Source organism: Nocardioides daphniae, assembly GCF_004777465.1.
In the GTDB taxonomy this organism is placed as follows: Bacteria; Actinomycetota; Actinomycetes; order Propionibacteriales; family Nocardioidaceae; genus Nocardioides; species Nocardioides daphniae.
On sequence record NZ_CP038462.1, the window covers coordinates 2,068,262 to 2,093,371 of the forward strand.

General features: G+C 71.5%; 21 protein-coding genes, 3 tRNA genes and 3 pseudogenes. 14 read left to right on the forward strand and 13 right to left on the reverse strand.

Going from position 1 to position 25,110, the window contains the following annotated elements; genetic code table 11:
- Positions 1 to 109: 109 nt before the first annotated feature.
- The 3 genes from E2C04_RS10145 to E2C04_RS10155 all read left to right on the forward strand — a co-directional run bounded on the left by E2C04_RS10145 (position 110) and on the right by E2C04_RS10155 (position 396).
- A tRNA-Gly gene (locus E2C04_RS10145) sits at positions 110 to 185 on the forward strand.
- A gap of 40 nt (positions 186 to 225) precedes the next feature.
- Positions 226 to 296, forward strand: a tRNA-Cys gene (locus E2C04_RS10150).
- A 28-nt stretch (positions 297 to 324) separates the two neighbouring features.
- A tRNA-Val gene (locus E2C04_RS10155) sits at positions 325 to 396 on the forward strand.
- 127 nt (positions 397 to 523) lie between these two features.
- On the opposite strand, the gene E2C04_RS10160 is transcribed toward E2C04_RS10155, so the two are convergent.
- Positions 524 to 1,117: a DoxX family protein gene (locus tag E2C04_RS10160; RefSeq protein ID WP_135832494.1), complete on the reverse strand. Its 594-nt coding sequence runs from the start codon at positions 1,115 to 1,117 to the stop codon at positions 524 to 526.
- Between the two features lie 210 nt (positions 1,118 to 1,327).
- Here E2C04_RS10160 and E2C04_RS20920 point away from each other — a divergent pair.
- The 3 genes and pseudogenes from E2C04_RS20920 to E2C04_RS10170 form a co-directional block, all read left to right on the forward strand.
- Positions 1,328 to 1,825: pseudogene (locus E2C04_RS20920) on the forward strand (nicotinate-nucleotide--dimethylbenzimidazole phosphoribosyltransferase); the annotation flags it as partial.
- Between the two features lie 100 nt (positions 1,826 to 1,925).
- On the forward strand, positions 1,926 to 2,354 hold the full coding sequence (locus tag E2C04_RS20925; RefSeq protein WP_275106585.1) for a nicotinate-nucleotide--dimethylbenzimidazole phosphoribosyltransferase: 429 nt from the start codon (positions 1,926 to 1,928) through the stop codon (positions 2,352 to 2,354).
- On the forward strand, positions 2,351 to 3,118 hold the full coding sequence (locus tag E2C04_RS10170) for an adenosylcobinamide-GDP ribazoletransferase (protein ID WP_229721714.1): 768 nt from the start codon (positions 2,351 to 2,353) through the stop codon (positions 3,116 to 3,118). Before E2C04_RS20925 ends, E2C04_RS10170 begins: the two co-directional genes overlap by 4 nt.
- Here the strand turns inward: E2C04_RS10170 and cobU are convergent.
- Genes cobU through E2C04_RS10185 form a run of 3 tightly spaced genes read right to left on the reverse strand, consistent with a single transcriptional unit; the run spans position 3,115 to position 5,726 of the window.
- Positions 3,115 to 3,654 (reverse strand): bifunctional adenosylcobinamide kinase/adenosylcobinamide-phosphate guanylyltransferase, encoded by a 540-nt coding sequence (cobU, locus tag E2C04_RS10175; protein ID WP_135832495.1) that lies wholly within the window; start codon positions 3,652 to 3,654, stop codon positions 3,115 to 3,117. The two genes, E2C04_RS10170 and cobU, sit on opposite strands and share 4 nt — an antisense overlap.
- A gap of 12 nt (positions 3,655 to 3,666) precedes the next feature.
- Positions 3,667 to 4,761: a potassium channel family protein gene (locus E2C04_RS10180; RefSeq protein ID WP_229721713.1), complete on the reverse strand. Its 1,095-nt coding sequence runs from the start codon at positions 4,759 to 4,761 to the stop codon at positions 3,667 to 3,669.
- The gene (locus tag E2C04_RS10185) at positions 4,758 to 5,726 is read right to left on the reverse strand and encodes a YihY/virulence factor BrkB family protein (RefSeq protein WP_135832496.1); all 969 of its coding nucleotides are present in this window, start codon (positions 5,724 to 5,726) and stop codon (positions 4,758 to 4,760) included. Before E2C04_RS10185 ends, E2C04_RS10180 begins: the two co-directional genes overlap by 4 nt.
- A gap of 17 nt (positions 5,727 to 5,743) precedes the next feature.
- Here E2C04_RS10185 and E2C04_RS10190 point away from each other — a divergent pair, with 17 nt between their 5' ends.
- Both E2C04_RS10190 and E2C04_RS10195 read left to right on the forward strand, forming a co-directional pair.
- Positions 5,744 to 7,378 (forward strand): acyl-CoA dehydrogenase family protein, encoded by a 1,635-nt coding sequence (locus E2C04_RS10190; protein WP_135832497.1) that lies wholly within the window; start codon positions 5,744 to 5,746, stop codon positions 7,376 to 7,378.
- Between the two features lie 422 nt (positions 7,379 to 7,800).
- Positions 7,801 to 8,388: a hypothetical protein gene (locus E2C04_RS10195; protein ID WP_135832498.1), complete on the forward strand. Its 588-nt coding sequence runs from the start codon at positions 7,801 to 7,803 to the stop codon at positions 8,386 to 8,388.
- Between the two features lie 111 nt (positions 8,389 to 8,499).
- Here the strand turns inward: E2C04_RS10195 and E2C04_RS10200 are convergent, their stop codons facing one another.
- Positions 8,500 to 9,945, reverse strand: a complete 1,446-nt coding sequence (locus E2C04_RS10200; RefSeq protein WP_135832499.1) for a glycine hydroxymethyltransferase — start codon at positions 9,943 to 9,945, stop codon at positions 8,500 to 8,502.
- Positions 9,946 to 10,278: 333 nt separating this feature from the next.
- Between E2C04_RS10200 and E2C04_RS10205 the strand changes: the two are divergent.
- The 4 genes and pseudogenes from E2C04_RS10205 (at position 10,279) to E2C04_RS22335 (ending at position 13,852) form a co-directional block, all read left to right on the forward strand.
- Positions 10,279 to 11,976 (forward strand): annotated as a pseudogene (locus E2C04_RS10205) (nitrite/sulfite reductase).
- A 1-nt stretch (position 11,977) separates the two neighbouring features.
- Positions 11,978 to 12,142: a hypothetical protein gene (locus E2C04_RS18090; RefSeq protein WP_170213504.1), complete on the forward strand. Its 165-nt coding sequence runs from the start codon at positions 11,978 to 11,980 to the stop codon at positions 12,140 to 12,142.
- Positions 12,139 to 12,885: a phosphoadenylyl-sulfate reductase gene (locus E2C04_RS10210; RefSeq protein ID WP_135832500.1), complete on the forward strand. Its 747-nt coding sequence runs from the start codon at positions 12,139 to 12,141 to the stop codon at positions 12,883 to 12,885. The genes E2C04_RS18090 and E2C04_RS10210 overlap by 4 nt, the downstream gene beginning before the upstream one ends.
- 130 nt (positions 12,886 to 13,015) lie before the next feature.
- Positions 13,016 to 13,852: a sirohydrochlorin chelatase gene (locus E2C04_RS22335; protein WP_477529286.1), complete on the forward strand. Its 837-nt coding sequence runs from the start codon at positions 13,016 to 13,018 to the stop codon at positions 13,850 to 13,852.
- A gap of 14 nt (positions 13,853 to 13,866) precedes the next feature.
- Here the strand turns inward: E2C04_RS22335 and E2C04_RS10220 are convergent.
- From E2C04_RS10220 to E2C04_RS10255, 8 genes and pseudogenes are all read right to left on the reverse strand, one after another.
- Positions 13,867 to 14,246, reverse strand: a pseudogene (locus E2C04_RS10220) (DUF3037 domain-containing protein).
- Positions 14,243 to 14,674, reverse strand: a complete 432-nt coding sequence (locus tag E2C04_RS19840) for a hypothetical protein (protein ID WP_238694556.1) — start codon at positions 14,672 to 14,674, stop codon at positions 14,243 to 14,245. The pseudogene E2C04_RS10220 and the gene E2C04_RS19840 overlap by 4 nt, the downstream one beginning before the upstream one ends.
- A 180-nt stretch (positions 14,675 to 14,854) precedes the next feature.
- Entirely contained in the window at positions 14,855 to 15,859 is a 1,005-nt protein-coding gene (locus E2C04_RS10230; protein ID WP_338088742.1) for a PPK2 family polyphosphate kinase, read from the reverse strand.
- Between the two features lie 7 nt (positions 15,860 to 15,866).
- Positions 15,867 to 16,412 carry a regulatory protein RecX gene (locus E2C04_RS10235; RefSeq protein WP_135832501.1) on the reverse strand — a complete coding sequence of 182 codons (546 nt, stop codon included), beginning with the start codon at positions 16,410 to 16,412 and terminating at the stop codon, positions 15,867 to 15,869.
- 45 nt (positions 16,413 to 16,457) lie between these two features.
- A complete protein-coding gene (gene recA / locus E2C04_RS10240; protein ID WP_135832502.1) occupies positions 16,458 to 17,537 on the reverse strand; it encodes a recombinase RecA in 1,080 nt (359 codons plus the stop codon).
- A 159-nt stretch (positions 17,538 to 17,696) separates the two neighbouring features.
- Positions 17,697 to 18,968: an MFS transporter gene (locus tag E2C04_RS10245; protein ID WP_229721711.1), complete on the reverse strand. Its 1,272-nt coding sequence runs from the start codon at positions 18,966 to 18,968 to the stop codon at positions 17,697 to 17,699.
- Positions 18,965 to 19,159, reverse strand: a complete 195-nt coding sequence (locus E2C04_RS10250; protein ID WP_135832503.1) for a DUF3046 domain-containing protein — start codon at positions 19,157 to 19,159, stop codon at positions 18,965 to 18,967. The genes E2C04_RS10245 and E2C04_RS10250 overlap by 4 nt, the downstream gene beginning before the upstream one ends.
- Positions 19,156 to 19,734 (reverse strand): DinB family protein, encoded by a 579-nt coding sequence (locus E2C04_RS10255; RefSeq protein WP_135832504.1) that lies wholly within the window; start codon positions 19,732 to 19,734, stop codon positions 19,156 to 19,158. Before E2C04_RS10255 ends, E2C04_RS10250 begins: the two co-directional genes overlap by 4 nt.
- Positions 19,735 to 19,827: 93 nt before the next feature.
- Here E2C04_RS10255 and E2C04_RS10260 point away from each other — a divergent pair, with 93 nt between their 5' ends.
- Together E2C04_RS10260 and E2C04_RS10265 are read left to right on the forward strand one after the other, a co-directional pair.
- The gene (locus E2C04_RS10260) at positions 19,828 to 24,333 is read left to right on the forward strand and encodes an ATP-dependent helicase (protein WP_135832505.1); all 4,506 of its coding nucleotides are present in this window, start codon (positions 19,828 to 19,830) and stop codon (positions 24,331 to 24,333) included.
- The gene (locus E2C04_RS10265) at positions 24,326 to 25,105 is read left to right on the forward strand and encodes an Fpg/Nei family DNA glycosylase (RefSeq protein ID WP_135832506.1); all 780 of its coding nucleotides are present in this window, start codon (positions 24,326 to 24,328) and stop codon (positions 25,103 to 25,105) included. The genes E2C04_RS10260 and E2C04_RS10265 overlap by 8 nt, the downstream gene beginning before the upstream one ends.
- The last annotated feature ends 5 nt before the right edge of the window (positions 25,106 to 25,110 follow it).

Below are 25,110 nucleotides of genomic sequence, written 5' to 3' on the forward strand. Positions count from 1 at the left end.
ACCCTGACAGGGTCGCTGCCAGAAAACCGACCCCCCGTTTCGGACCCACCTGCACCATCCGTTACTGTTCTTCTCGCACCACCGGCCGGATCACGGCCGAGGGAGCAGTGCGGACATAGCTCAGTTGGTAGAGCGCAACCTTGCCAAGGTTGAGGTCGCGAGTTCGAGTCTCGTTGTCCGCTCCAAGGGCCTCACGGCCCAGCTCCACCGCCGTGGGCCTCGCAGGGTGGGTTGGCCGAGAGGCGAGGCAACGGACTGCAAATCCGTGTACACGGGTTCAAATCCCGTACCCACCTCGAACGACAACTCCACATGCACCACCCCGGGCGATTGGCGCAGCGGTAGCGCGCTTCCTTGACACGGAAGAGGTCACTGGTTCAAACCCAGTATCGCCCACCGAGCCTCGTGACTCCCGCTCCGCAGCCTCCAGCTGCACCGGCCTCAACCGCCGCCCTCCGCGCTCCACCGCCGGCCCACACGCAAACGACCCGCCGGCCCAGCCGACGGGTCGCCTCCTCCGAGGTCAGCGGAGGATCGGGTACTTCTGGACCACGGGCACCTTCTCCCAGTAGCTGCCCAACCCCAGGTGGCGTCCTGCTCCCATCAGGGCCAGCAGGCCCAGGACCAGCGCGTAGACCAGGTGGTCGTCCATGAAGGGGTTGTTGTCCAGCGGAAGCACCGCGGCCCACATCAGGACCAGCATCACAGCACCGCTGGCTGCCGCCAGGTTGGTGAAGACCCCCAGCATCAGGGCCACTCCGATGCCCAGCAGCCCGATCATGAAGAGCCAGTCGGCCCATGCCTGCCCGGCCATCGAGTTGAAGGTGCCGGCGAACGGCCCCTCGACCCCGCTGAGGAAGCCGCTGGTGGGGCTGCCGCCCTCGAGCCATGCCCGGTCGGCGGGCGTCGCGAAGCCGAGGCCGAAGGTCTTGTCCAGGAACGCCCAGAGGAAGACCCAGCCGATGGCCAGTCGGGTCAACCCCGCGGCGATGGCCACACCGACGGGGTGCCGGCGGGTCGTGGGCTCCTCAGCGGAGTCACCGACGGTGAGGTGGGCGACGATCTCGCTGAAGGCGTGGTGGTTCTGTGCCTCTCGTGTGCTGTGGGTGGCGTTCATGACGGCCTCCGGGTCGGTGTGCACCCGATCTCGGAGGGCCCTGTGTCCTCCACGGGAACACGTTTTCTTTCACTTCCACGATGCGCCTGCGGGGGCCCGGTGACTAGGCCGAAAGGCGTCTCTCGCGTCACACAGGCAGGCTGTCCTGAGAGGCCTCCGTGCGCTGGGACCCCACCTGCCGCACCCGGCCGGGCCACCTAGACTGGCTCGGTGACTGTTGCTGCTCCCGACCCCCATGTCCGCGCCGACGCAGAGGCCCGCCTCCTCGGGCTGGCCACCCCTCCCGGCGCGCTGGGTCGACTCGGCGAGCTGGCCTGTTGGTTCGCCGCCACCCAGGGGCAGGTCCCGCCGCCCGAGCTGACCAACGTCCGCCTGGTCATCTTCGCCGGTGACCACGGCGTCGCCGCCCACGGCGTCTCCGCCTTCCCGTCCGAGATCACCGGCGCGATGGTGGGCACGTTCCTGGCGGGCAAGGCCGGGGTCAACGCCCTCGCCTCCGCCCACCAGGTCGCCGTCCGCGTCCTCGACCTGGGCGTCGACTCCGACCTGGGCGAGGTCCCGGCCGACGTCGTCGCCCACAAGGTCCGCCGTTCGAGCGGCGCCATCCACCTCGAGGACGCGCTCACCGACGCCGAGCTCCAGCGGGCGTACGCCGCAGGTCGCGCCGTCGCCGCCGAGGAGATCGCCGCCGGCGCGCAGATGCTGATCTCCGGCGACATGGGCATCGGCAACACCACCCCCGCCTCCGCCATGGTCGCCGCCGCGCTCGGGCTCCCCGCCGTCGAGGTCACCGGGCCGAGGCACGGGCATCGACGACGCGGCGTGGCAGCACAAGGTCGCCGTGGTGCAGCAGGCACTCGACCGCGTCGGGGAGCGGACCGACGACCCGATGGAGACCCTGAAGGCGCTCTCCAGCGCCGACCTCGCTGCCACCACCGGCTACCTCGTCGCGGCGGCCGAGGCGGGCGTACCGGTGCTCCTCGACGGCCTCATGTCCGTCGCCTGCGCGCTGACGGCCGAGCGCATCGCCCCGGGCGCCTCTGCGTGGTTCGCCGCCGGCCACCGCTCCACCGAACCGGGTCAGTCGCTGGCCCTGTCGAAACTGGGTCTCGAGCCGCTGCTCGACCTCGGGCTGCGCCTCGGCGAGGGCAGTGGCGCCGTGGCCGCCGTCCCGGTGCTCCGCAGCGCCATCGCGGTGCTGCGCGACGTGGCCCTGCTGTCGGAGATCATGGGGTGATCCGCGACGGCTGGCGGCTGGCGCTCGGCACGCTGACCGCCCTGCCGACGGCGCCGCCCACGGTGGTCAACGGCGCGAGTGCGCGTGCTGCCGTCCTGCTCGCACCCTTGGCAGTCCTCCCCCTCGGCGCGGGCGTCGTGGCGCTCGGCTGGCTCGGTGAGCGTCTGCTGCTCTCCGGCCTCACGCTGGGCTTCCTGGCGCTCGGCTGGCTGGCGCTCACCACGCGCATCCTGCACTGGGACGGCCTCTCCGACACTGCGGACGGCCTCACCGCGTCGTACGACCGAGAGCGCGCGCTGCAGGTCATGAAGTCGGGCACCTCCGGCCCCGCGGGCGTCGTGGCCACCGTGGTGGTCGCCGGGCTCCAGGTCGCCGGATTCGCCGCCCTGCTGACCTCGGTGCGCGGCGCGGTCGCCGCCGGCCTGGCTGTCTGCCTCTCGCGCCTCGCCCTCTCGATCGCCTGCCTGCGCGGGGTGCCGCCGGCCCGTCGTGACGGACTGGGCAACCCGATGTCGGGCGTGGTCGCCCCCTGGCAGGCCGCGATGCTGTGGATCCTCTGGGCCACCGGCGCCACGGCGGTGGCGTGGTGGCTCGACCTGCCGCTGGCCGTGATGACCCCGGGCATGGTCCTGGCCGCCGCGACCGTCACCGCCCTCGTCGCACACTGCGTACGACGTCTCGGCGGCGTCACCGGCGACGTGTTCGGCGCCGGGATCGAGCTCGCCCTCGCGGCGGCCCTGCTGGGGACCACCGCGGCGCTCTAGAGCACCAGGACGCGACCGGCCACCACCAGGTGCACCTCGTCGCACACCTGCCCCACCCGTTGGTTGACCGTGCCAAGCAGGTCACGGAAGAGCCGGCCGGAGCGGTGCACCGGCACGACACCGAGCCCCACCTCGTTGGTGACCAGGACGACGGGGCCGGGGTGGCTGCGTACGGCCTCCACCACGCCCTCCAGCGCCTGCTCGACGAGTGCCTGCACGTCGTCCGACGGCGCCTCCCACGCCTGGGCGACGTCGATCGTGCTGGTGAGCCAGGTGCCCAGGCAGTCGACCAGGACGGCGCTGGGCGCCTGCGCGAGCGCGGCGGCCAGGTCGTGCCCCTCGACGGTGGCCCAGTGGGCGGGGCGCCGGGCGCGGTGGGCCTCGATCCGGGCCGTCCAGTCAGGGTCCTGCTCCACGTCCGGCGTGGGGCCGGGCGCGACGTAGGTCACGTGCCCGGCGTCGGCCAGCAGCTCCTCCGCGTGACGGGACTTGCCCGAGCGGACTCCCCCGGTGACCAGGACGGCGCGGGCAACCATCAGACGTGCACCTCAGGCGTCCTCGGCGAAGTCCTCGTCGGCGTGCGTGCCGGGACGCGGTGCCCACGGCAGCTCCTTCGAGGGTCGCACCACGATCAGGCGGTCGCCGCGGGCGAGCTGGGTGACCACCGGGTCGTAGTAGTGGTAGGTCTTCTCGTCCCGCACGACCGCGATCACCTGGTCGGAGACTCGCTGTGGCTGCATGCCGACCTCGCTCAGGAGCAGGTCGCGCTCCCCCACCTCGAGGCCGGCGCCGGAGGTGAGCAGGTCCTCCATCACGTCACCGAGGTCGGGCGAGAGGGTCGAGAGGCCGAGCAGCCGGCCCACGGTCTCGGCGGTCGTGATCACGGAGTCGGCGCCGGACTGCTTCATCAGCGGGACGTTGTCCTCCTCACGCACCGCGGCGACGATGTGGACCTCGGGGTTCAGCTGACGCACCGTGAGGGTGGCCAGCACGTTGGTCGCGTCCTGGTTGGTGGTGATGATGACCTGCTGCGCCTCGTGGACGTCGGCCGTCAGCAGGATGTGACGACGCGTGGCGTCACCGGTGACCACCGCGAATCCGTCGGCGTGGGCGTCCGCCAACGCCGTGGGCGAGGGGTCCACCACGACGATCGAGCCGCGGTCGAGACCGTTCTTCACCAGCGTGAGGGCGGCGCTGCGGCCCTTGGTGCCGTAGCCGATGACGACGACGTGGTCTCCCATGTACTTCCTCCACCGGGCAACCCGGAACATCTCGCGGCTCTGGCTGGCCAGCACCTCGAGGGTGGTCCCGATCAGCAGCACCAGGAAGGCGATGCGCGCCGGGGTGATGATGAACGCGTTGATCATGCGGGCCCGGTCGGAGACCGGGACGATGTCGCCGTAGCCCGTGGTGCTGAGCGTGACGGTCGTGTAGTAGATCGAGTCCAGCAGACTGACCTCGCCCGTGGGGTCGTTGCCGTCCTTGTAGCCCGAGCCGTCGAAGTAGACCAGCAGCACGGTGCCGACCAGGATTGCGACAGCTGCGAGCAAGCGCTTGCCGAGCGCCGCCCACGGCGACTGCTCCGGGTCGGGAAGCCTGACCGAGGCACTCCCCCCGACCGGCCCCACTGGGATGTCACTCACGCGGCCGAGTCTTTCACGCCGATGCGGACCTTGACGCGTTGCACGAGGTCACGTCGCGCACGCGTCGTGGCCGACTGCGGGAAGACGCTGTCGAAGGCAGCGTTGACCGCGGCTCCGACGAGCACCGCGATGGAGAGCAGGTAGAGCCACAGCAGCACCGCGATCGGCGCGGCCAAAGGCCCGAAGACCGAGCTCGACTCCGACGCCGTCTCGGTGAGGATCCAGCGCAGCAGGTAGGAGCCGGCGATCCAGCTGACCAGGGAGAAGACCGCCCCCGGGAGGTTGAAGCTCCAGTTGGTCCGCACCGGGACCGACACGTGGTAGAGCGTGGCCAGGAAGAGGACGCAGAGCAGGATGACGACGGGCCAGTAGAACTGCAGCAGAGCGTCGAAGGAGTCGGGCAGCCACTTGTTGAGCAGCCCCGGCCCGGCGACGACCAGCGGCAGCGCCAGCGCCCCCATCAGCATCGCCAGCAGGTAGAGGGAGAAGGAGAGCGCCCGGGTGCGCACGATCCCCCGGTGCCCACCGAGCCCGTGCATGATCGTGATGGTGTCGACGAAGACGTTGAGCGCGCGCGAGCCCGACCACAGGGCCAGGAAGAAGCCGAGCGACATCACGTCGAAGCGGCCCTCCCTCAGCACCTCGTCGATCGTGCGCTCGATGACACGCACCGCGTCCTCGGTCAGTGCCCGCGAGGCGAGGGACAGGATCGAGTCCTGGAGGTCGGCCACCTGGGCCGGCGGGTAGCGCTCGGAGATGAAGCCGATGCCCCCCACCAGGGCGAAGATCAGCGGCGGCACCGAGAGGATGGCGAAGAAGGCGGCCTCGGCCGCGAGACCTGTCACCCGGTACCGCAGGCAGGCGCCGAAGGTGGTGACGACCAGGCGCCACACCACGTGCCCCCAGCTCGACACCCGGCCACGAACCCACGGGATCACACGATCCCACTGGTTCTGTGACGGCATGCGCCTACGGTAGCCACATGCGCGCCGATCTCCGGACACCTGCGAACCAGACACCCGCATTGGTCGGGCACGACGTGGTCTCGTGTGACGCAGCCCTCAGCGAAGGGGTGCTCCGCCACGGCGGCGAGGACGTGCTCGCGAGCCTGGTCGACCTGGGTCGCGAGGCGGGCAGCGAGGAGGCGCGCGAGCACGGACTGGCAGCCAACGAGCACCCGCCGCGACTGGTGTCGTACGACCGGCACGGGCACCGCGTCGACGAGGTCGCCTTCCACCCCTCGTGGCACTGGCTGATGGACCGGGCCGTGCAGCACGGACTCCAGGCCGCGCCGTGGGTCGCCGGCGACGACCATGCGCACCTGCGCCGCGCCGCCGGCTTCCTCGCCTGGTCGCAGACCGAGCCGGGCCACGGCTGCCCGATCTCGATGACGTACGCCGCCGTCCCCGCCCTGCGCGTCGACGAGGCGATCGCCGCCGAGTGGGTGCCGGGGCTCGCTGCGACGTCGTACGACTTCGGGGTGCGCGACCCGAGGAGCAAGCGCGGCCTCCTCGCCGGGATGGGGATGACCGAGAAGCAGGGCGGCTCGGACGTCCGCACCAACGTGACGCAGGCCGTGCCGACCGGCGAGGACGGCCTCTACACGCTGCACGGGCACAAGTGGTTCACCTCGGCGCCGATGAACGACGTCTTCCTGGTGCTCGCCCAGGCGCCCGGCGGCCTGACCTGCTTCGTGATGCCCCGGGTCCTGCCCGACGGCACGCGCAACGCCTTCGACGTGGTCAGGCTCAAGGACAAGCTGGGCAACCGGTCCAACGCGTCGGGCGAGCTCGAGTTCGACGGGACCCTCGTACGACGCCTCGGCGACGAGGGTCGCGGCGTCCGCACCATCATCGAGATGGTGGCGGCGACGCGGCTCGACTGCGTGATCGGCTCGGCCGCACTGATGCGTCACGCCCTGGCGGAGGCGTCCTGGCACGTCGCGCACCGCAGCGCGTTCGGTGGGGTCCTGGCCGACAAGCCCCTGATGCGCAACGTGGTGGCCGACCTGGCCCTGGAGTCCGAGGCGGCGACCGCGCTCGCGCTCCGACTGGCGACCGCGGTCGACCGGACTGACGACCCGCACGAGGCCGCACTGCGTCGGATCGCCCTGCCACTGGCGAAGTTCTGGGTCTGCAAGCGGACCCCGGCCATGGTCGCCGAGTCGTTGGAGTGCCTGGGCGGCAACGGGTACGTCGAGGAGTCCGGCCTGCCGCTGATGTATCGCGAGGCGCCGCTCAACTCGGTCTGGGAGGGCTCCGGCAACGTCAATGCGCTCGACGTGCTGCGGGCGCTGGGCCGCGAGCCGGAGACCCTGGGGGCCTGGATGACCGAGGTCGGTGCGGCGCGCGGCGCCAACGCCCACCTCGACCGGGCGGTGGATGAGACACTGGTCCTGCTGGGCGAGTCGGGGGCCGTCGAGGGCTCGGCCCGCCTGCTGGCCGGACGGATGGCGACCTGCCTCCAGGGGTCGCTGCTGGTGCGCTTCGCCCCTGCGGAGGTATCCGACCTCTTCTGCGCCTCCCGCCTCGCCGCCGGGCACCACGGAACCTTCGGCATGCTGACGGGTGGCGACCAGGCGTACGTCGTGGAGCGCGCCACGCCCGTCATCGACTGACGTCTTCTGTGTGCGCGAACCGGCCCGAACACCGGCGTGGCGGGCCAGTTCGCGCACACAACCTCCGGGCGCTCCCCAGCAAATGACCCGGCGCTGATTCTGCGGACCGTTCACACGCCACGCTGCTGCCATGGACGGACGACGGACACGGGTCACCCCGGCGCCTACCGACGGGTCGACGCGGCCGACGCCGACCACGCCATCCTCAGCGCCTGGCTGGGAGTGCTGCCTGCAGGGACCGCCTTCACCCACGTGACGGGCCCCACCTGCTTGGACTGTGGCTGCCACCTCTCCCGCCCCAGCCCGTCGTGGTGGTGCAGCTGCCCCCGGGCGCGCACCCGGTCCGCCGTCGTGGCCTACGGGCGTTGCGCAGTGAGTCCGAGGGCCCGTCCCGATGGGCCGCAGGCTTGCCGGTGGCCCCGGTGACCGACGTACTGCTCGGGCTCTGCCGGGACCTGGACGACCTCGGTGCCCTGATGGCGGTGGACTCCGCGCTCCACCTAGGTCTGGCCAACACCGACGAGCTGGAAGAGGCCAGCAGGTCACGACGGCACGGGGCCCCACGGCTGCGTCGACTCCTGCCCAGGGCCGACGCACGCACGGAGTCACCGTGGGAGACCGTGCTGGGCCAGTTCCACCGACAGGTCGACGCACCGGTCACGCCGCAGTTCGAGGTCAGGTGCACCCAGGGGCAGTTCGTGGCACGAGGCGACCTGCGGGTCCGCGATGCGCGCGTCCTGCACGAGTACGACGGTGGCGTCCACCGCGGTGTCGAACAGCACCGGACCGACCTGCAGCGGGACAGGCGACTGGAGGAGGCCGGATGGAAGCGCCGGGGCTACACCTCTCGTGACCTCGTCCACCAGCCAGTGGGCCTCCTCCGGGACGTGGATCGGACGCTGGGCCGCACCCATGACCCCGAGCGGCTGGCCGCGTGGAACGCGACGCTGCAGGCGTCGACCCTCACCAGAGCCGGACGCGCGCTGGACTGGCCCCGCCTCATGCAGTGAGCCGGGGTTGTGTGCACGAATCCGCCACCACGACGGCGTGTCGGGCCAGTTCGTGCACACAACGCACGAGGCCCCTGCCGCAGCGGCAGGGGCCTCGTGGTCGGACTCGGCTCAGGCGAGCTCCAGACCCGGGTAGAGCGGGTTGGCGTCGAGCAGCTCGGCGCTCGCGGCGCGCACGCGGTCGGCGACACCGTCGGCCACGACGTACGACGCCTTCGACGGCTCCCCGCCCTTGGTGGTGCCGGGCTTGGTGTTGGACAGCACCTCGACGATGAGCTCGGCGACCTTGTCGAACTCGGCCTGGCCGAAGCCGCGGGTGGTCAGCGCCGGGGTGCCGAGCCGGATGCCGGAGGTGTACCAGGCGCCGTTCGGGTCGGCCGGGACCGAGTTGCGGTTGGTGACCACGCCGGCGTCGAGGAGCGCCGACTCCGCCTGACGACCAGTGAGGCCGTAGGAGGAGACGTCGACCAGGACCAGGTGGTTGTCGGTGCCGCCGGTGACCAGGTTGGTGTCGCGCTTCAGGAAGCCCTCGGCCAGGTGCTGGGCGTTGTCGGCGACCTGCTGCGCGTACGACTGGAACTCCGTGGTGCGCGCCTCGGCGAAGGCGACGGCCTTGGCGGCCATGACGTGGCTGAGCGGGCCACCGAGGACCATCGGGCAACCGCGGTCGACGGAGGGGGCGTACTCCTCCGTGGCGAGGATGAAGCCACCGCGCGGGCCGCGCAGCGACTTGTGCGAGGTGGAGGTGACGACGTCGGCGTAGGGAACCGGGTTCTCTTCGCCGGTGAAGACCTTGCCCGCGACCAGACCGGCGAAGTGCGCCATGTCGACCATCAAGGTGGCGCCGACCTCGTCGGCGATCTCGCGCATCTTGGCGAAGTTCACCCGACGCGGGTAGGCCGAGTAGCCGGCCACGAGGATCAGCGGCTTGAACTCCTTGGCCTTGGCGCGCAGCGCGTCGTAGTCGATCAGGCCGGTGGCCGGGTCGGTGCCGTACTGGTTCTGGTGGAACATCTTGCCGGAGATGTTCGGGCGGAAGCCGTGCGTCAGGTGGCCACCGGCGTCCAGCGACATGCCGAGCAGGCGCTGGTTGCCGAGCTCGTGGCGCAGCTTCTCCCAGTCGGCCTCGGTGAGGTCGTTCATGTTCTTGACGCCGGCGTCCTTGAGCCACGGGCCCTCGACGCGGTGGGCCAGGATCGCCCAGTACGCGGTGAGGTTGGCGTCGATGCCGGAGTGCGGCTGGACGTAGGCGTACTCCGCACCGAACAGCTCGCGGGCGTGCTCCGCGGCGAGCGACTCGACGGTGTCGACGTTCTGGCAACCGGCGTAGAAGCGGTGACCGACCGTTCCCTCGGCGTACTTGTCGCTGAACCAGGTGCCCATGGTGAGGAGCACGGCCGGGGAGGCGTAGTTCTCGGAGGCGATGAGCTTCAGCGAACCTCGCTGGTCGGCCAGCTCCTGGCGGGTGGCCTCGGCGATGCGGGGCTCGACGGAGGCGATCACCTTCAGGGCGGAGTCGTACGCAGCGCTCGCGGTGGCGGCAACAGAGTCGGTCATGGGGCCAGCCTAATTCGGTCCCGAGCCCTTCCCGCTCTCGGGGAGCGAGGGGGATGTGACCTGCGACTCACAGCCCCTCGGCGCCCCGCGTGCAGTACCCCATTTGGGGTCCACATGTTGATACAACGTTCCGCGATATGAGATTCGAAGTTGTGGCAACCCTGTCCGCACGATGAGACTCGGTCGGGTGATCAGCCGAGCAACCCACATCCACCTCGTGGCACGACGCCACGTGGACCTGATGCGCATCGGCAGCATGACCTGTTGGCCCCGCTGACCTTTCGACGACCCGACGCCTCGCCCGCGCCCCCTCAGCGAATCTAGGACCACGTAATGACTGCCACCCCTGCTCCCGCTCGTCCACGCCGCAAGCGCGGTGAAGGCCAGTGGGCCCTGGGTTACACCGAGCCGCTCAACAAGAACGAGCAGAGCAAGAAGGACGACAACCCCCTCAACGTCCGGGGCCGCATCCTCAGCACCTACTCGAAGCGCGGCTTCGACTCGATCGACCCGGCCGACCTGCGCGGCCGCTTCCGCTGGATGGGCCTCTACACCCAGCGCGCGCCCGGCTTCGACGGCGGCAAGACCGCGACGCTCGAGGAGGAGGAGCTCGACGACCGCTTCTTCATGATGCGCGTCCGCACCGACGGCGCCATCCTCGACGCCGCCGCGCTGCGGGCCCTCGGCATGATCTCGGTGGACCGCGCCCGCGGCACCGCCGACATCACCGACCGCAAACAACATCCAGTACCACTGGATCCAGATCGAGGACGTCCCGGAGATCTGGGAGCGTCTCGAGGCCGTCGGGCTGACCACGCTGGAGGCGTGCGGCGACTCGCCGCGCCCCTTCCTCGGCTCCCCCGTCGCCGGGATCGCCAAGGACGAGATCATCGACGGCACGCCTGCGATGGACGAGATCAAGCGCCGGGTGCTGGACAACCCCGAGTTCTCGAATCTGCCCCGCAAGTTCAAGACCTCGGTCAGCGGCCACCCCAGCCACGACGCGGCCCCGGAGATCAACGACGTCTCGTTCGTCGGCACCGTCCACCCCGAGCACGGACCCGGCTTCGACCTGTGGGTCGGCGGAGGCCTCTCCACCAACCCGATGCTCGCGGTCAAGCTGGGCGTGTGGATCCCGCTCGACGAGGTGGCCGACGCCTGGGAGGGCGTCTGCGCGATCTTCCGTGACTACGGCTACCGTCGCCTGCGCTCCAAGGCCCGTCTGAAGTTCCTGGTGGCCGACTGGGGCAAGGAGAAGTTCCGCGAGGTCCTCGAGACCGAGTACCTGCAGCGCGCGCTGGTCTCCAACCCCTCGCCGGGCGTCCCCACCCGCCAGGGTGACCACGTGGGCGTCCACGAGCAGAACGACGGCAAGTTCTACATCGGCGCCGCCCCGGTCGTAGGCCGCGTCAACGGGGAGCTCCTCGTCGCCCTGGGCGACCTGGTCGAGAAGTACGGCGCCCGCGGCGTACGCCTCACCGCGTGGCAGAAGCTCGTGGTGATCGGCGTCGACGGCGCCGACGTGGAGTCCTTCGTCGCAGACCTTCGTACGATCGGCCTCGACGCCCGCCCCTCGAACTGGCGCCGCAACACATGGCCTGCACGGGCATCGAGTTCTGCAAGCTCGCCATCGTCGAGACCAAGGCACGCGCCGCCGACCTGATCAAGGTCCTGGAGCAGCGCTTCCCCGACCTCGACACCCCCATCACGGTCAACGTGAACGGCTGCCCCAACGCCTGCGCCCGCACCCAGGTCGCCGACATCGGCCTCAAGGGCCAGCTGGTGATGGACGCCGACGGCCAGCAGGTCGAGGGCTTCCAGGTGCACCTCGGTGGTGCGCTGGGCCTGCAGGCCAACTTCGGCCGCAAGCTGCGTGCCCACAAGGTGACCAGTGCCGGCCTGGACGACTACGTCACCGCGGTAGTCACCAACTACCTGGCCGACCGCACCGAGGGCGAGCAGTTCGCCGAGTGGGCGGCCCGCACCGACGAGGCCAACCTGCGGGGCGACCTCGTGCTGGAACGGGCCTGACATGACCGAGCGATCGCAGCCCAACCACTGCCCGTACTGCGGCGACGACAACCTGTGGCCGCGTGAGGCCGAGCAGGGCCTGTCGGCGTGGGAGTGCCGCTCGTGCCTGCGCTCCTTCGGCCTGAAGATGCTGGGCATGATTCCCCGACCTGAGGTGAAGTCATGACGACCGAGACCACGAGTGCCGCGCGTGCCTTCCGCGGCACGCACACCGAGGGCCGCTCCCCCGAGGAGCTGCGCGAGCTCGTCTCCCACATGGGAGCGGAGCTCGAGCTGGCCCCTGCCGAGCACATCATCGAGTGGGCCTTCGCGACCTTCGGCGAGCGGTTCTGCATCACCTCCTCGATGGGCGACTCCGTCCTGGCGCACCTCGCCTCGCGGGTGGCCCCGGGCATCAACGTCGTCTTCCTGGACACCGGCTACCACTTCGCCGAGACCATCGGGACCCGCGACGCGGTCGAAGCCGTCCTTGACGTCAACCTGATCACGATCAAGCCGCCGCTCACCGTCGAGCAGCAGGACGCCGAGTACGGCAAGGACCTCTACCGGACCAACCCGGACCTCTGCTGCAAGCTGCGCAAGGTGCAGCCGCTGCAGGAGACCCTGGACGGCTTCGACGCCTGGGCCTCGGGCCTGCGACGCGCCGAGACCTCCAACCGGGTCATCGCCCCGGTCATCGGGTGGGACGCTCGCCGCGGCAAGGTGAAGGTCTCCCCCATCGCGCGCTGGAGCGACGAGCAGGTCGAGCAGTACATCGCCGAGAACGGCGTCCTGGTCAACCCGCTCGTGTACGACGGCTACCCCTCGATCGGCTGCTGGCCCTGCACGCGACGCGTTGCCCCAGGTGACGACCCGCGGAGCGGTCGTTGGGCCGGCACCAACAAGACGGAGTGCGGAATCCACTCCTGAGCACCACACAGCACCACCGGCACCACACAGCAACACCTGCACCACCCAGCACCACCTGTACGGCACCACCACACCCAATCGACAACGGCGTCGATGCACGGCACACCACTGGAGAAATGGGAGGTCTCTGATGGCTGCTCCTGCGTTGGTTGCACTCGCCCACGGAAGCCGCGACCCGCGGTCCGCGGCGACGGTCAAGGCACTCGTCGAGGAGGTCCGCCGCATGCGGCCGGACCTCCGTATCGACCACGCGTTCCTCGACCTGGCCAAGCCCTCGTTCACCACGACGGTGGACAAGCTCGTCCGTGCGGGACACGACGAGATCGTCGTCGTCCCCCTGCTGCTCACCGAGGCCTACCACGCCAAGGTGGACGTCCCCGAGGCCGTCGCGGAGGCCATGAGCCGCCACGCCGGCCTGCAGATCCGCGCCACGTCGGTGCTCGGGCTCGAGTCGACCTTCCTCGACGTGCTCGACATCCGGATGCGTGAGGCGCTGAAGGAGAGCCGCGTACGCGAGCTGGACGCACTCGTCCTGGCCTCCGCCGGCTCCTCCGACCCGCTCGCCAACCAGTCCGTGGCGCGCCTGGCTCGACTGTGGGCGCGCGGCACAAGCTGCCCGTCACGGCGGCGTTCGCGTCGGCCGCTCCGCCGGCCACGGGAGAGGCCGTCCGGCAGTTCCGCGCCCAGGGGCGACGCCACATCGCGGTCGCCTCGCTCTTCCTCGCGCCGGGCTTCCTGCCCGACCGGGCAGCCGAGCTCGCCCTCGAGGCCGGCGCGGTCGCCGTCTCCGAGCCGCTGGGCGCCCACCCCGAGGTGGCACGCACGATCCTCGCCCGGTACGCCGTCGGCGCGGTCGAGCTCGTCCCGGTCTGACCGGCCTCGCCCCACCGGGCTCCGGCACGACACAGCACGCCCCACGCAGCCCCCGGTCGACGACCGGGGGCTGCGTGCGTACGCCGGTGCCTGACGCCCGGGCCTGCCTCACCCCACCAGGTGGGAGCGCAGGCGGGTCAGTGCCGCTGCGGGGTCCTCAGCGACGCCGCCGTGAACGGGCCCGGGCTGGACGACCGTCGACTTGGGGGCCTTGAGGAAGCCGAACCGTTGGCTCAGCGAGCGGGTGGAGGCCTCTCCCCCGCGCTCGTCCCCCGCGCAGACGCCACTGACGAACTCCAGGGCCGCGCAGACCGGTCAAGGTCCAGCCCCGGGGCGAAGGCAGCGAGCCGGACGCGGTCGACGTCCCACTCGACGGCGAGGAAGTCGATCTCCTGGCTGTAGAGGACGACGCCGACGTTGACGAACTCCTCGCGGTCGGGGCGCGGCACGCAGCGCAGGACGACGTACTGGTAGGTGTGCGCGCTCATCCCTCGACCTCCGGGAGCCAGGCGGTGCTCTCGAGCCGTGCGGACAGGAAGTCGACGTAGGCGGCTCGCAGCTCGTCGGGCGTCACGTCGGGTGTGGAGTTGAGCCACTCGTCCGGCACCTCGGCCACGACCTCCTCGAAAACGGCCCGCGAGAGCACCTGGCGGGCGCGGACGTCCGCTCCCCCCACCTCGGAGAGGTGACGACGCAGGACGTGGTCGGAGGAGTCCCAGGGCTGCGCGGCGAAGCGGGCAGGATCGGTGACACCGCGGCTCCAGGCGTGGTGGAAGTAGAGGGACGCCCCGTGGTCGATGACCCAGACGTCTCCGTGCCAGACCAGCAGGTTGGGGTTGCGCCAGCTGCGGTCCACGTTGGCACAGAAGGCGTCGAGCCACAGGATCATGCCGTGGTCGGTGGCCGACGCCTCCACGTCGCCGTCGAAGCCGAACGAGCCGGGCAGGAAGTCGACGCCCAGGTTGAGCCCGACGCTGGCGACGAGCAGGTCCTGGACCTCGTCGTCCGCCTCGTACCGTGCGATGGCCCGGTCGAGCTCGAGAGGCGACGAGCCGCGGCGTACGCAGCCCGAGCCGGGTGGCCAGACCGCTCGCGATCACACCTCGGCCACGAGCACGCGCACTCCCTGGCCGGCACCGGCGAACTTGCACACGTACGTCCCGAGGTCGTCGGCCTCGACGATCCCGGGCAGGCTGCCGCCCTCGCGCAACGGCGTGACGTACCGGGTGACCTCCACGCGCGGGATCACTCGACCACCAACGCCTCGAGGCGGGCGCGCTCGCCTGCACGTCGAAGTCCGCCTCCGGCCACTGCAGGTCCATCCGGGCGAGGGTGTCGCCAGCAGCGCGGCCACCGCGAGGTTGCGGTACCACTTGCGGTCGGCCGGGATCACGAACCACCCGGCGTCCGCGTGGTTGGTGCGCTCGAGCGCCACCTCGTACGCCTCCTGGTACTGGGGCCAGAGCGCCCGGTCGTCGACGTCACCGGGGTTGAACTTCCAGTGCTTGTCGGGGTTGTCGAGGCGCGCCATGAGCCGCTTGCCCTGCTCGGCGGCGCCCACGTGGAGCATGCACTTGAGCACGGTGACCCCCTCGGAGACGAGCTCCTGCTCGAACGAGGTGATCTCGTCGTAGCGGCGCTCCACCTCCTCGGGCGAGGAGAGCCCACGTACGCGGTGGATCAGGACGTCCTCGTAGTGGCTGCGGTCGAAGACGCCGATGTGCCCGGCAGCCGGCAGCGCCTTGCGGACGCGCCACAGGAAGTCGTGCTCGAGCTCCTCCGCCGTCGGCGCCTTGAACGCCTTGATCGACAGGCCCTGCGGGTCGACGAGCCCCAAGGCCTTGCGGATCACGCCACCCTTGCCGCTGGTGTCCATGCCTTGAAGGACCAGGAGGATCCGCCGGGTCTCGCCGCCCTCACGGCTGGCCCACAGGCGCTCCTGCAGGTCAGCCAGCTCGGGGGCGACAGCCGCCAGCGCAGCCTCGCCAGCCGCCTTGTCCCCGGTGAAACCGGGCGTGCCGTCCGTCGGGATCGAGGTCAGGTCGACCGGGCCGGGCGGCAACGCGAGCTGCGTCGTGTCGAACGTCTTCTCGTCACCCATGCCCCCATCATGGCTGACCGTCGTCGAGCTCCTCCTCGCGCTCCCCCAGCGCGTCGCGCACCACCGCGTACGCCAGGCCGCTGGAGTAGCCCTTGCGCGCCAGCATCGAGACCAGTCGTCGGGTCGCGGTCTGGTGGCCCACCGACCGCAGGGAACGCATCTTCTTCGCCACCAGGGCCTCCGCCGCGGCACGCTCGTCGTCGGGGTCGATCTCGCCGATCGCCTCCTTGACGATCTCGTCGTCGACCCCCTTGCGTCGCAGCTCCTGGGCGAGCGCGCGCCCAGCCAACCCCTTGCCGGGCTGTCGCGAGGCGATCCACATGCGGGCAAAGGCCTCGTCGTCGATCAGCCCGACCTCCTCGAAGCGGTCGAGCAGTCGGGTCGCGATCTCCTCCGGCACGTTGCGCTGGGCGAGTTTGTCGGCCAGCTGCCGGCGGCTGCGCGCCTGGCCCGTCAGCTGGTCGAGCAGGATCTTGCGCGCCACCTCTTCGGCGTCCGCAGGCGGACCGGTCTGGACCGGGTCGACGGGGATCTCCCCGGTCCAGGCGGCCACACACCCGCGTGCACGTCACCGACCCACGGGTCGTTGGCGTGCGGCTCAGAAGTCATCGACCCCGATGGGCTCGTCGGACAGGTCGTCCGCCGGAGCGTCCACCTTGGCGCCCACGCCGAGCTTCTCGAGGATCTTCTTCTCGAGCTCGTTGGCGAGGTCAGGGTTGTCGCGCAGGAAGTTGCGGGCGTTCTCCTTGCCCTGGCCCAGCTGGTCGCCTTCGTAGGTGTACCAAGCACCGGCCTTGCGGACCAGGCCCGCCTCGACACCCACGTCGATGAGGCCACCCTCGCGGCTGATCCCCTTGCCGTACATGATGTCGAACTCGGCCTGCTTGAACGGCGGAGCGACCTTGTTCTTGACCACCTTGACGCGGGTGCGGTTGCCGACCATCTCCTGGCCGTCCTTCAGCGTCTCGATGCGACGCACGTCCAGACGCACCGACGAGTAGAACTTGAGCGCGCGACCACCGGTCGTGGTCTCGGGCGAGCCGAACATCACGCCGATCTTCTCGCGCAGCTGGTTGATGAAGATCGCGGTGGTGCCGGAGTTGTTCAGGGCACCGGTCATCTTGCGGAGCGCCTGGCTCATCAGTCGCGCCTGGAGGCCGACGTGGCTGTCTCCCATCTCGCCTTCGATCTCGGCGCGGGGCACCAGCGCCGCCACGGAGTCGATGACGATGAGGTCGAGCGCACCCGAGCGGATCAGCATGTCGGCGATCTCGAGGGCCTGCTCACCGGAGTCGGGCTGGGAGACCAGCAGGGCGTCGGTGTCGACGCCGAGGTTCTTCGCGTACTCCGGGTCGAGCGCGTGCTCGGCGTCGATGAAGGCCACGATGCCGCCGGCCGCCTGGGCACTCGCCACGGCGTGGAGCGCGACGGTCGTCTTACCGGAGGACTCCGGGCCGTAGATCTCGACGACACGGCCGCGCGGCAGGCCGCCGAGGCCCAGCGCGACGTCGAGCGCGATGGCGCCCGTGGGGATGACCTCCAGCGGAGCGCGGGTCTCGTCGCCGAGACGCATCACCGACCCCTTGCCGAAGGACTTCTCGATGTTGGCGAGAGCGGCGTCGAGGGCCTTGCCGCGGTCGCCGCCGCCACCCTTGTTCGTGTTCTTCGGTGCAGCCATGGTGTTCGTTTCCCATCCGGTCGTCGGTGATGCAGGTACGTCTCCGACGCTAGAGCGAGCCACCGACAAAAAGCCTGATCAGCCTGTCGAGCTGTGGACTACCTCGCCCTGCGTCGTACCTGTGGAGACGACAGTACCCGAACAGGTGTTCGACACGGATCAGTGGTGCCGGGCGTGTCGCAACCCGGCAACACCCGCCAGCAGGACCGCCAGGGCGAGCACCGCCGCGTACGCGTTGAGGGCCCCGTAGCCCCACGTCCCGACGATGACGCCGGCGAGCGCGCTCGCCGCGGCGGCGGCCAGGGACATGGTCATGTCAGCGGCTCCCTGAACGTCGGCGCGCACCTCCAGCGGCGCGTGCTCGGCGAGCAGGGTCGAGGCGGCGATCGTCGAGATCGACCACCCCAGCCCCAGCAGGAAGAGCCCGGAGAAGATCTGCCACGAGCTGCCCTGCGGCGAGAGGCCACTCAGCAGCAGCGCCAGCAGCAGCACCCCCGCCCCCACGACCAGGAGCCTCGCCCGCCCCCACTGGTCGGCGGCCCACCCCGCGACGGGCGCAAACGCGAACATGCCCAGCACGTGGAACGAGATGACGAAGCCGATCACCCGCAGCTCCGCACCGCCGTGCTCCATGTGCAGCGGCGTCATGACCATCACCGCGACCATCGTGGCGTGCGCCCCGGCCAGGCCCAGGGTGGCGGCGACCAGCAACGGGTGGCTGCGCAGCGCCTTCCACACCTCGCCCAGGGAGGGCGCGGTCGGCACCTGCCCGACACGCGCCGAGGAGTCGTCGCTCAGTTGGCGCGCCAGGACGAGCGGGTCCGGGCGCAGCAGCAGGGCCGCCAGCAGCGCTGCCGCCGCGGTCCCCAGCGCGCCGAAGACGAACGGCCCGGTCAGCTCGGGCACGCGCAGCGCGTCAGCGACGTCCGCGGCAGGCCCGGTGAGGTTGGGGCCGACCACGGCACCCAACGTGGTGGCCCAGACGACCACGGAGAGGGCACGCGCCTTGTGCGCCGGCGCGGCCAGGTCGGTCGCGGCGTAGCGCGCCGCGTTGTTGGAGGCGGATGCCGAGCCGAGCAGGACCATCCCGACCAGCAGCAGCGTGATGGAGCCCAGCGTCCCGGCGAGCACCGCCAGCAGGGCGCCACAGGCCGCGGTCAGGTAGCCCGTCACCAGACCGGTCCGGCGACCACGGCGTGACATCAACCGGGCGATCAGGAAGGCGGCGACGGCAGTGCCGAGCACCTGGAAGGTCTGCGCCAGCCCGGCCATCTCCTCCGACCCCGAGAGGTCGCGGGCGAGCAGCGACGAGGTCGCGATGCCGATGGTGATGCCCAGTGCGCCGGTCGCCTGGACGGCCACGAGGCTGCCCACGGTGCGGCGTTGGACCGCCGCGACGTCCAACGGCGCCTCGGTACGAGGAAGCGTCACCGCAGGCGCTCGGGCAGCTCGAGGGTGCGCCACACCGCGCGCCAGACCTCCTTGGGCGCCACGCCCGCGGCCAACGCCTCGGAGGCCGTGCGGGAGCCGAGCTCAGGGATCACGAACAGCTCTGCCCAGCTGCGGGAGGAGGCCTCACCCAGCGCCTCGTCCATCCGCGTCCAGAACTCCGTGTGCCTCATCGTCCGTCGCCCTGGGCCCGCGGGACCGGGCGACCCACGTCGTGGAGGTGGTGGAGCACGTCGTGGAGGTGGTACTGCCCCAGGGTCCTCACCGTGAAGAGGCTGCCGTTGCTGCGGCGTCCGGGACGGTCGTACGCCTCGGGGGTCACGCTGGCCCACAGCCCGGCGGCGTGCCCCGCGGCCTCCACCAGCTCCACGTCGACGACGGCCGGGTCCTGCTCCCAGTAGCGCTCGGCCACCGCGGTCTCGTCCTGGTCCCAGTTGTCGAAGACCGGGTCGTCCTGCTCCAGCATCAGGTCGAGTCGGGCCGCCATGGTGCGGTGCACGTCGCGCACGTGGCAGGCGTACTCCAAGGCCGACCAGGTGGTCGGCGCGGGCCGCTGGGTGGCGTCCGGAGCCCTGAGCGCCTCACCGAACTCGAGCGCGGAGTCGTGGAGCAGGCCTGCGAGCGCAGGGACCTCGAGGTCGCCGGAGGCGACGCCGCACTCCTCGCACGGGCGCTCCAGCACCCACGTCCAGTCCTTGGTCTCGGGGGTGATCGCCTGGGGGTCGGGGGTGGGGCGCTCGTCTGCCATGGCCACATGGAACCAGCCCGCGGTCGTCCGGGACAAACAGGTTCCCCCGCGCGACCAGGTGTAGGTGTCGGACCTCGGTGACAAGATGACGCCGTGCCCGCGCTCGACGCCTTCAGCGCCCCGACCCGTGAATGGTTCGAGGCTGCGTTCGCCGCGCCCACCCCCGCCCAGGAGGGTGCGTGGGACGCGATCAACCGCAGGCAGCACGCCCTGGTGGTGGCGCCGACCGGTTCGGGCAAGACGCTCAGTGCCTTCCTCTCCGCGCTCGACCGGGTACTGACCCAGGAGCCGGAGGCCGACGCACCGGCCTGCCGCGTGCTCTACGTCTCGCCGCTCAAGGCGCTGGCCGTCGACGTCGAGCGCAACCTCCGCGCTCCGCTCGCCGGCATCCGGCACACCGCGGACCGCCTCGGCGTCCCCGTCCGCGACGTACGCGTGGGGTTGCGCTCCGGCGACACCGACGCGGCCGAGCGTCGTCGTCAGGCCACCAAGCCACCGGACATCCTCATCACCACCCCCGAGTCGCTGTTCCTGATGCTCACCAGCCAGGCGCGCGAGGCGTTGCGGGGGGTCGACACGGTGATCCTCGACGAGGTCCACGCCGTCGCCGGGACGAAGCGCGGTGCCCACCTGGCCATCAGCCTCGAGCGGCTGGACCACCTGCTCCCCCGCCCGGCTCAGCAGCGGATCGGCCTGAGCGCGACCGTGCGCCCGATCGACGAGGTCGCCCGCTTCCTCGGCGGCGCGGCACCGGTCGAGGTGGTGGCCCCGCCGAGCCACAAGGAGTGGGACCTCAAGGTCGTTGTGCCGGTCGAGGACATGACCGCCCCCGGCGAGGTCGGCGGTGCCGACGACCCGGACGCCCCCTCCTCACCCTCCCTGTGGCCGCACGTAGAGGAGCACGTGGTCGACCTGGTCGAGCAGCACCGCTCGACGATCGTCTTCGCCAACTCCCGGCGGCTGGCCGAGCGCCTCACCGCGCGGCTCAACGAGATCGCGACGACCCGCGCCGGCGGCGACCTGACCGAGGGGCACCGCCCCGCCAGCCTGGTGGGCGGATCGGGCGTGGCCCAGGGCGGCGCGGAGGTCGTGATCGCCAAGGCCCACCACGGTTCGGTCTCCAAGGAGCAGCGGGCCCTCATCGAGGACGACCTCAAGAACGGGCGCCTGCCCTGCGTGGTGGCGACCAGCAGCCTCGAGCTGGGCATCGACATGGGTGCGGTCGACCTCGTCGTGCAGATCGAGTCGCCCCCCTCGGTGGCCAGTGCCCTGCAGCGCGTCGGTCGTGCCGGGCACCAGGTCGGCGAGGTGAGCCGGGGCGTGCTGATGCCGAAGCACCGCGGCGACCTGGCCCAGACGACCGTGGCGGTCAGCCGGATGCGCTCCGGTGGCATCGAGGCGCTACGGATCCCTGCGAACCCCCTCGACGTGCTGGCCCAGCAGGTGGTCGCGGCCGTCGCCATGGACGAGTGGGAGGTCGATGACTTCTACACGCTCGTCCAACGCGCCGCGCCGTACGCCGCCCTGCCGCGCAGTGCGTACGAGGCGACGTTGGACCTGCTCAGCGGCCGCTACCCCAGCGAGGAGTTCGCCGAGCTGCGCCCCCGTCTGGTCTGGGACCGGGTCGCCGACACCTTGACTGCCCGGCCCGGCGCCCAGCGACTGGCGGTGACGAGCGGTGGCACCATCCCCGATCGCGGTCTCTTCGGCGTCCACCTCGTCGGTGAGGGGTCGGGTCGTCGGGTCGGCGAGCTCGACGAGGAGATGGTCTACGAGTCGCGGGTGGGTGACGTCTTCGCGCTGGGCGCCACCAGCTGGCGGATCGAGGAGATCACCCACGACCGGGTGCTGGTGTCGCCGGCGCCGGGCATCCCGGGGCGCCTGCCCTTCTGGAAGGGCGACACGCTGGGTCGCCCCGCCGAGATGGGCGCGGCGATCGGTGACCTCGTCCGCACCCTGACGACGCTCTCGCCCGAGGCCGCCCGGCAGCACGTGCGCGACGAGGGGCTCGACGCGTACGCCGCAGACAACCTGGTGCGCTACATCGAGGAGCAGCGCGAGGCCACCGGGGTCGTGCCCACCGACTCCCACGTGCTCGTCGAGCGGTGCCGCGACGAGCTCGGCGACTGGCGCCTGGTCCTGCACTCGCCGTGGGGCACGTCGGTGCACGCGCCGTGGGCGCTGGCGATCAACGCCCGGCTGCGCGAGCGGTACGGCGTCGAGACCCAGGCGATGGCGAGCGACGACGGCATCGTGATCCGCGTGCCCGACACCGACGCCGAGCCGCCCGACGCCTCGCTCGTGGTCTTCGACCCCGAGGAGATCGAGGCCATCGTCACCACGGAGGTCGGTGGCTCGGCGCTCTTCGCGAGCCGCTTCCGCGAGTGCGCCGCGCGTGCGCTGCTCCTGCCGCGCCGCGACCCCGGACGCCGCTCCCCGCTGTGGCAGCAGCGCCAGCGCAGCGCCCAGCTGCTCGAGGTGGCCGCCCAGTACCCGTCGTTCCCGATCGTCCTGGAGGCGGTGCGCGAGTGCCTCCAGGACGTCTACGACCTCCCCGCCCTGGTGTCGGTGCTGCGCTCGATCGAGCGGCGCGAGGTCACGGTCACCGACGTCGAGACCCAGCACCCGTCCCCGTTCGCCGGGTCGCTGCTCTTCGGCTACGTCGCGCAGTTCCTGTACGAGGGCGACTCGCCGCTCGCCGAGCGGCGCGCCGCCGCCCTGTCGCTCGACCCGGCCCTGCTGGCCCAGCTGCTGGGGCGCAGCGAGCTGAGAGAGCTGCTCGACCCCGCGGTGATCGACGAGGTCGAGAGTGAGGTGCAGTGGCTGGCCGAGAGCCGCCGCGCGAAGGACGCCGAGGCGGTCGCCGACATGCTGCGCCTGCTCGGCCCGCTCACCACCGAGGAGGTGGCGCAGCGCAGCACCGAGCCTGACTCCGCCCTCGGGTGGCTGGAGTCGCTGGCCGGGTCGCGCCGCGTCGCCCGGGTCCGGATCGCCGGTGTCGAGATGTGGTGCACGGTCGAGGAGGTCGCGCGCCTGCGCGACGGGCTGGGCGTGCCGGTGCCCGCCGGGGTCCCCGCCGTCTTCACCGAGCCGTCGGAGGACCCGCTCGGTGAGCTGCTCGGTCGCTACGCGCGTACGCACGGCCCCTTCACCCCGTCGGAGCCCGCGACCCGCTTCGGCCTGGGCGTGGCGGTCGTACGCCAGACCCTCGCCCGCCTGGTCGCACGGGGCCGGCTCGTCGAGGGCGAGTTCCGACCCGACGGCGAGGGGCAGGAGTGGTGCGACGCCGAGGTCCTGCGCCGCATCCGCCGACGTTCCCTGGCCGCGTTGCGGCAGGAGGTCGAGCCGGTCTCCCCCGAGGCGTTGGCGCGGTTCCTGCCGGTGTGGCAGAAGGTGGCCGGGAGCGCGACCCGCGTCGGGCTCTGGGGCATCGACGGCGTCCTGACCGTGGTCGACCAGCTGGCCGGCTGCCCGGTCCCCGCGAGCGCGCTGGAGTCGCTGGTCCTGCCCGCGCGTGTCCGCGACTACGAACCCTCGTACCTCGACGAGCTCACCGCGTCCGGGGAGGTGCTGTGGGCCGGCCACGGCGCCCTCCCCGGGACCGACGGATGGATCAGCCTGCACCCGGCCGACCAGGCCCACCTCACCCTGCCGCCGCCCGACGAGACCGAGCTCGACCCGCTCGCGCTCTCCGTGCTGGAGGCGCTCGCCCCCGGCGGTGCGTGGTTCTTCCGCCAGCTGTCTGACCTGGTCAAGAGCACTGACGACCGGGCGCTGAGCACGGCTCTGTGGAGCCTCGTGTGGAGCGGGCACGTCTCTGGTGACACCGTCGTGCCGCTCCGCGGCCTGCTGCGCGGCGGCTCCACGGCCCACCGCTCGCGTCGCAAGCCACCGCGTGCCGCCCGGATGCCGTCACGCACCGGCCCACCGGAGACGGCAGGACGCTGGTCGCTCCTGCCGCAGCGGGAGACCGACCCGACGCGGGTGGCCCACGCCCGGGCCGGGCTCCTGCTGGAGCGGCACGGCGTCGTCACCCGCGGGGCGGTCGCCTCCGAGCGGGTCCCGGGCGGGTTCGCCGCTGTCTACCGGGTGCTCGGCGCCCTGGAGGAGAACGGGCGTTGCCGACGCGGCTACTTCGTGGAGGGTCTCGGCGCCGCACAGTTCGGCACGGCCGGCTCCGTGGACCGGCTGCGCACCTTCGCCGACGCGCCCGAGGAGCGGGCCGCTGAGCCGGTGGCCCTGGCCCTGGCTGCGACCGACCCGGCCAACCCCTACGGCGCCGCGCTGCCGTGGCCGGAGTCCACCGGCCACCGCCCCGGACGCAAGGCCGGCGCCGTGGTGGTGCTGGTCGACGGCCGCCTGGTCCTCTACGTGGAGCGCGGCGGCAAGACCCTGTTGACCTGGGGCGAAGAGGAGCACGACCTCCGCCCTGCGGCCGCTGCCCTGGCCGACGCCGTACGACGCGGCACCCTCGGCCAGCTGACGGTGGAGAAGGCCGACGGGGAGCCCCTGCTCGGCTCGGGCGAGTCGGCGCTGCGCACGGCGATGAACGAGGCCGGCTTCGTCACCACGCCACGGGGGCTGAGGATCCGTGCCTGAGGGCGACACCGTCTGGCGGGCCGCCCGCGCGCTGGAGACGGCGTTGGCCGGCCAGACGCTGGTGCGATCGGACTTCCGGGTGCCTGACCTGGCGACCGTCGACCTGGCGGGTGGCCTCGTGGCCAGCAGCGTCGCCCGCGGGAAGCACCTGCTGATGCGGCTCGACCACGACCAGCAGTGGACCCTGCACACCCACCTCAAGATGGAGGGCGCGTGGCGGACCTACCGCCCCGGCGAACCGTGGCGGCGCCCTGCCCACACCGCCCGGGTGGTGCTGGAGACGGCCACGACGACGGCCGTGGGCTTCTCACTCGGGATCGTGGAGCTCGTCCCCCGCACCCGGGAGTCGGCACTCCTGGCGCACCTGGGGCCGGACCTGCTGGGGCCTGACTGGGACGAGCAGGAGGCGCTGGCCCGGCTCGTCGCCGACCCGGCCACGCCCCTGGTGCAGGCGCTCCAGGACCAGACCCTGATGGCCGGCGTGGGCAACATGTACTCCTGCGAGCTCTGCTTCCTCGCCGGTCGCTCCCCCTTCACCCCCGTGGGGGAGGTCGAGGGGCTGCCGCGCCTGGTACGACGGGCGCACCAGGTGCTGATGCTCAACAAGGAGCGCGCCGTTCAGTCCACGACCGGGGACCTGCGGCCGGGACGGCGTACGTGGGTCTACCGGCAGCGCGCGTGCCGACGCTGCGGAGGCATGATCGAGGTCGACCAGGTGGGCAAGCAGATGCAGGAACGCACCACGTACTGGTGCCCGCGCTGCCAGACCTGACCCGC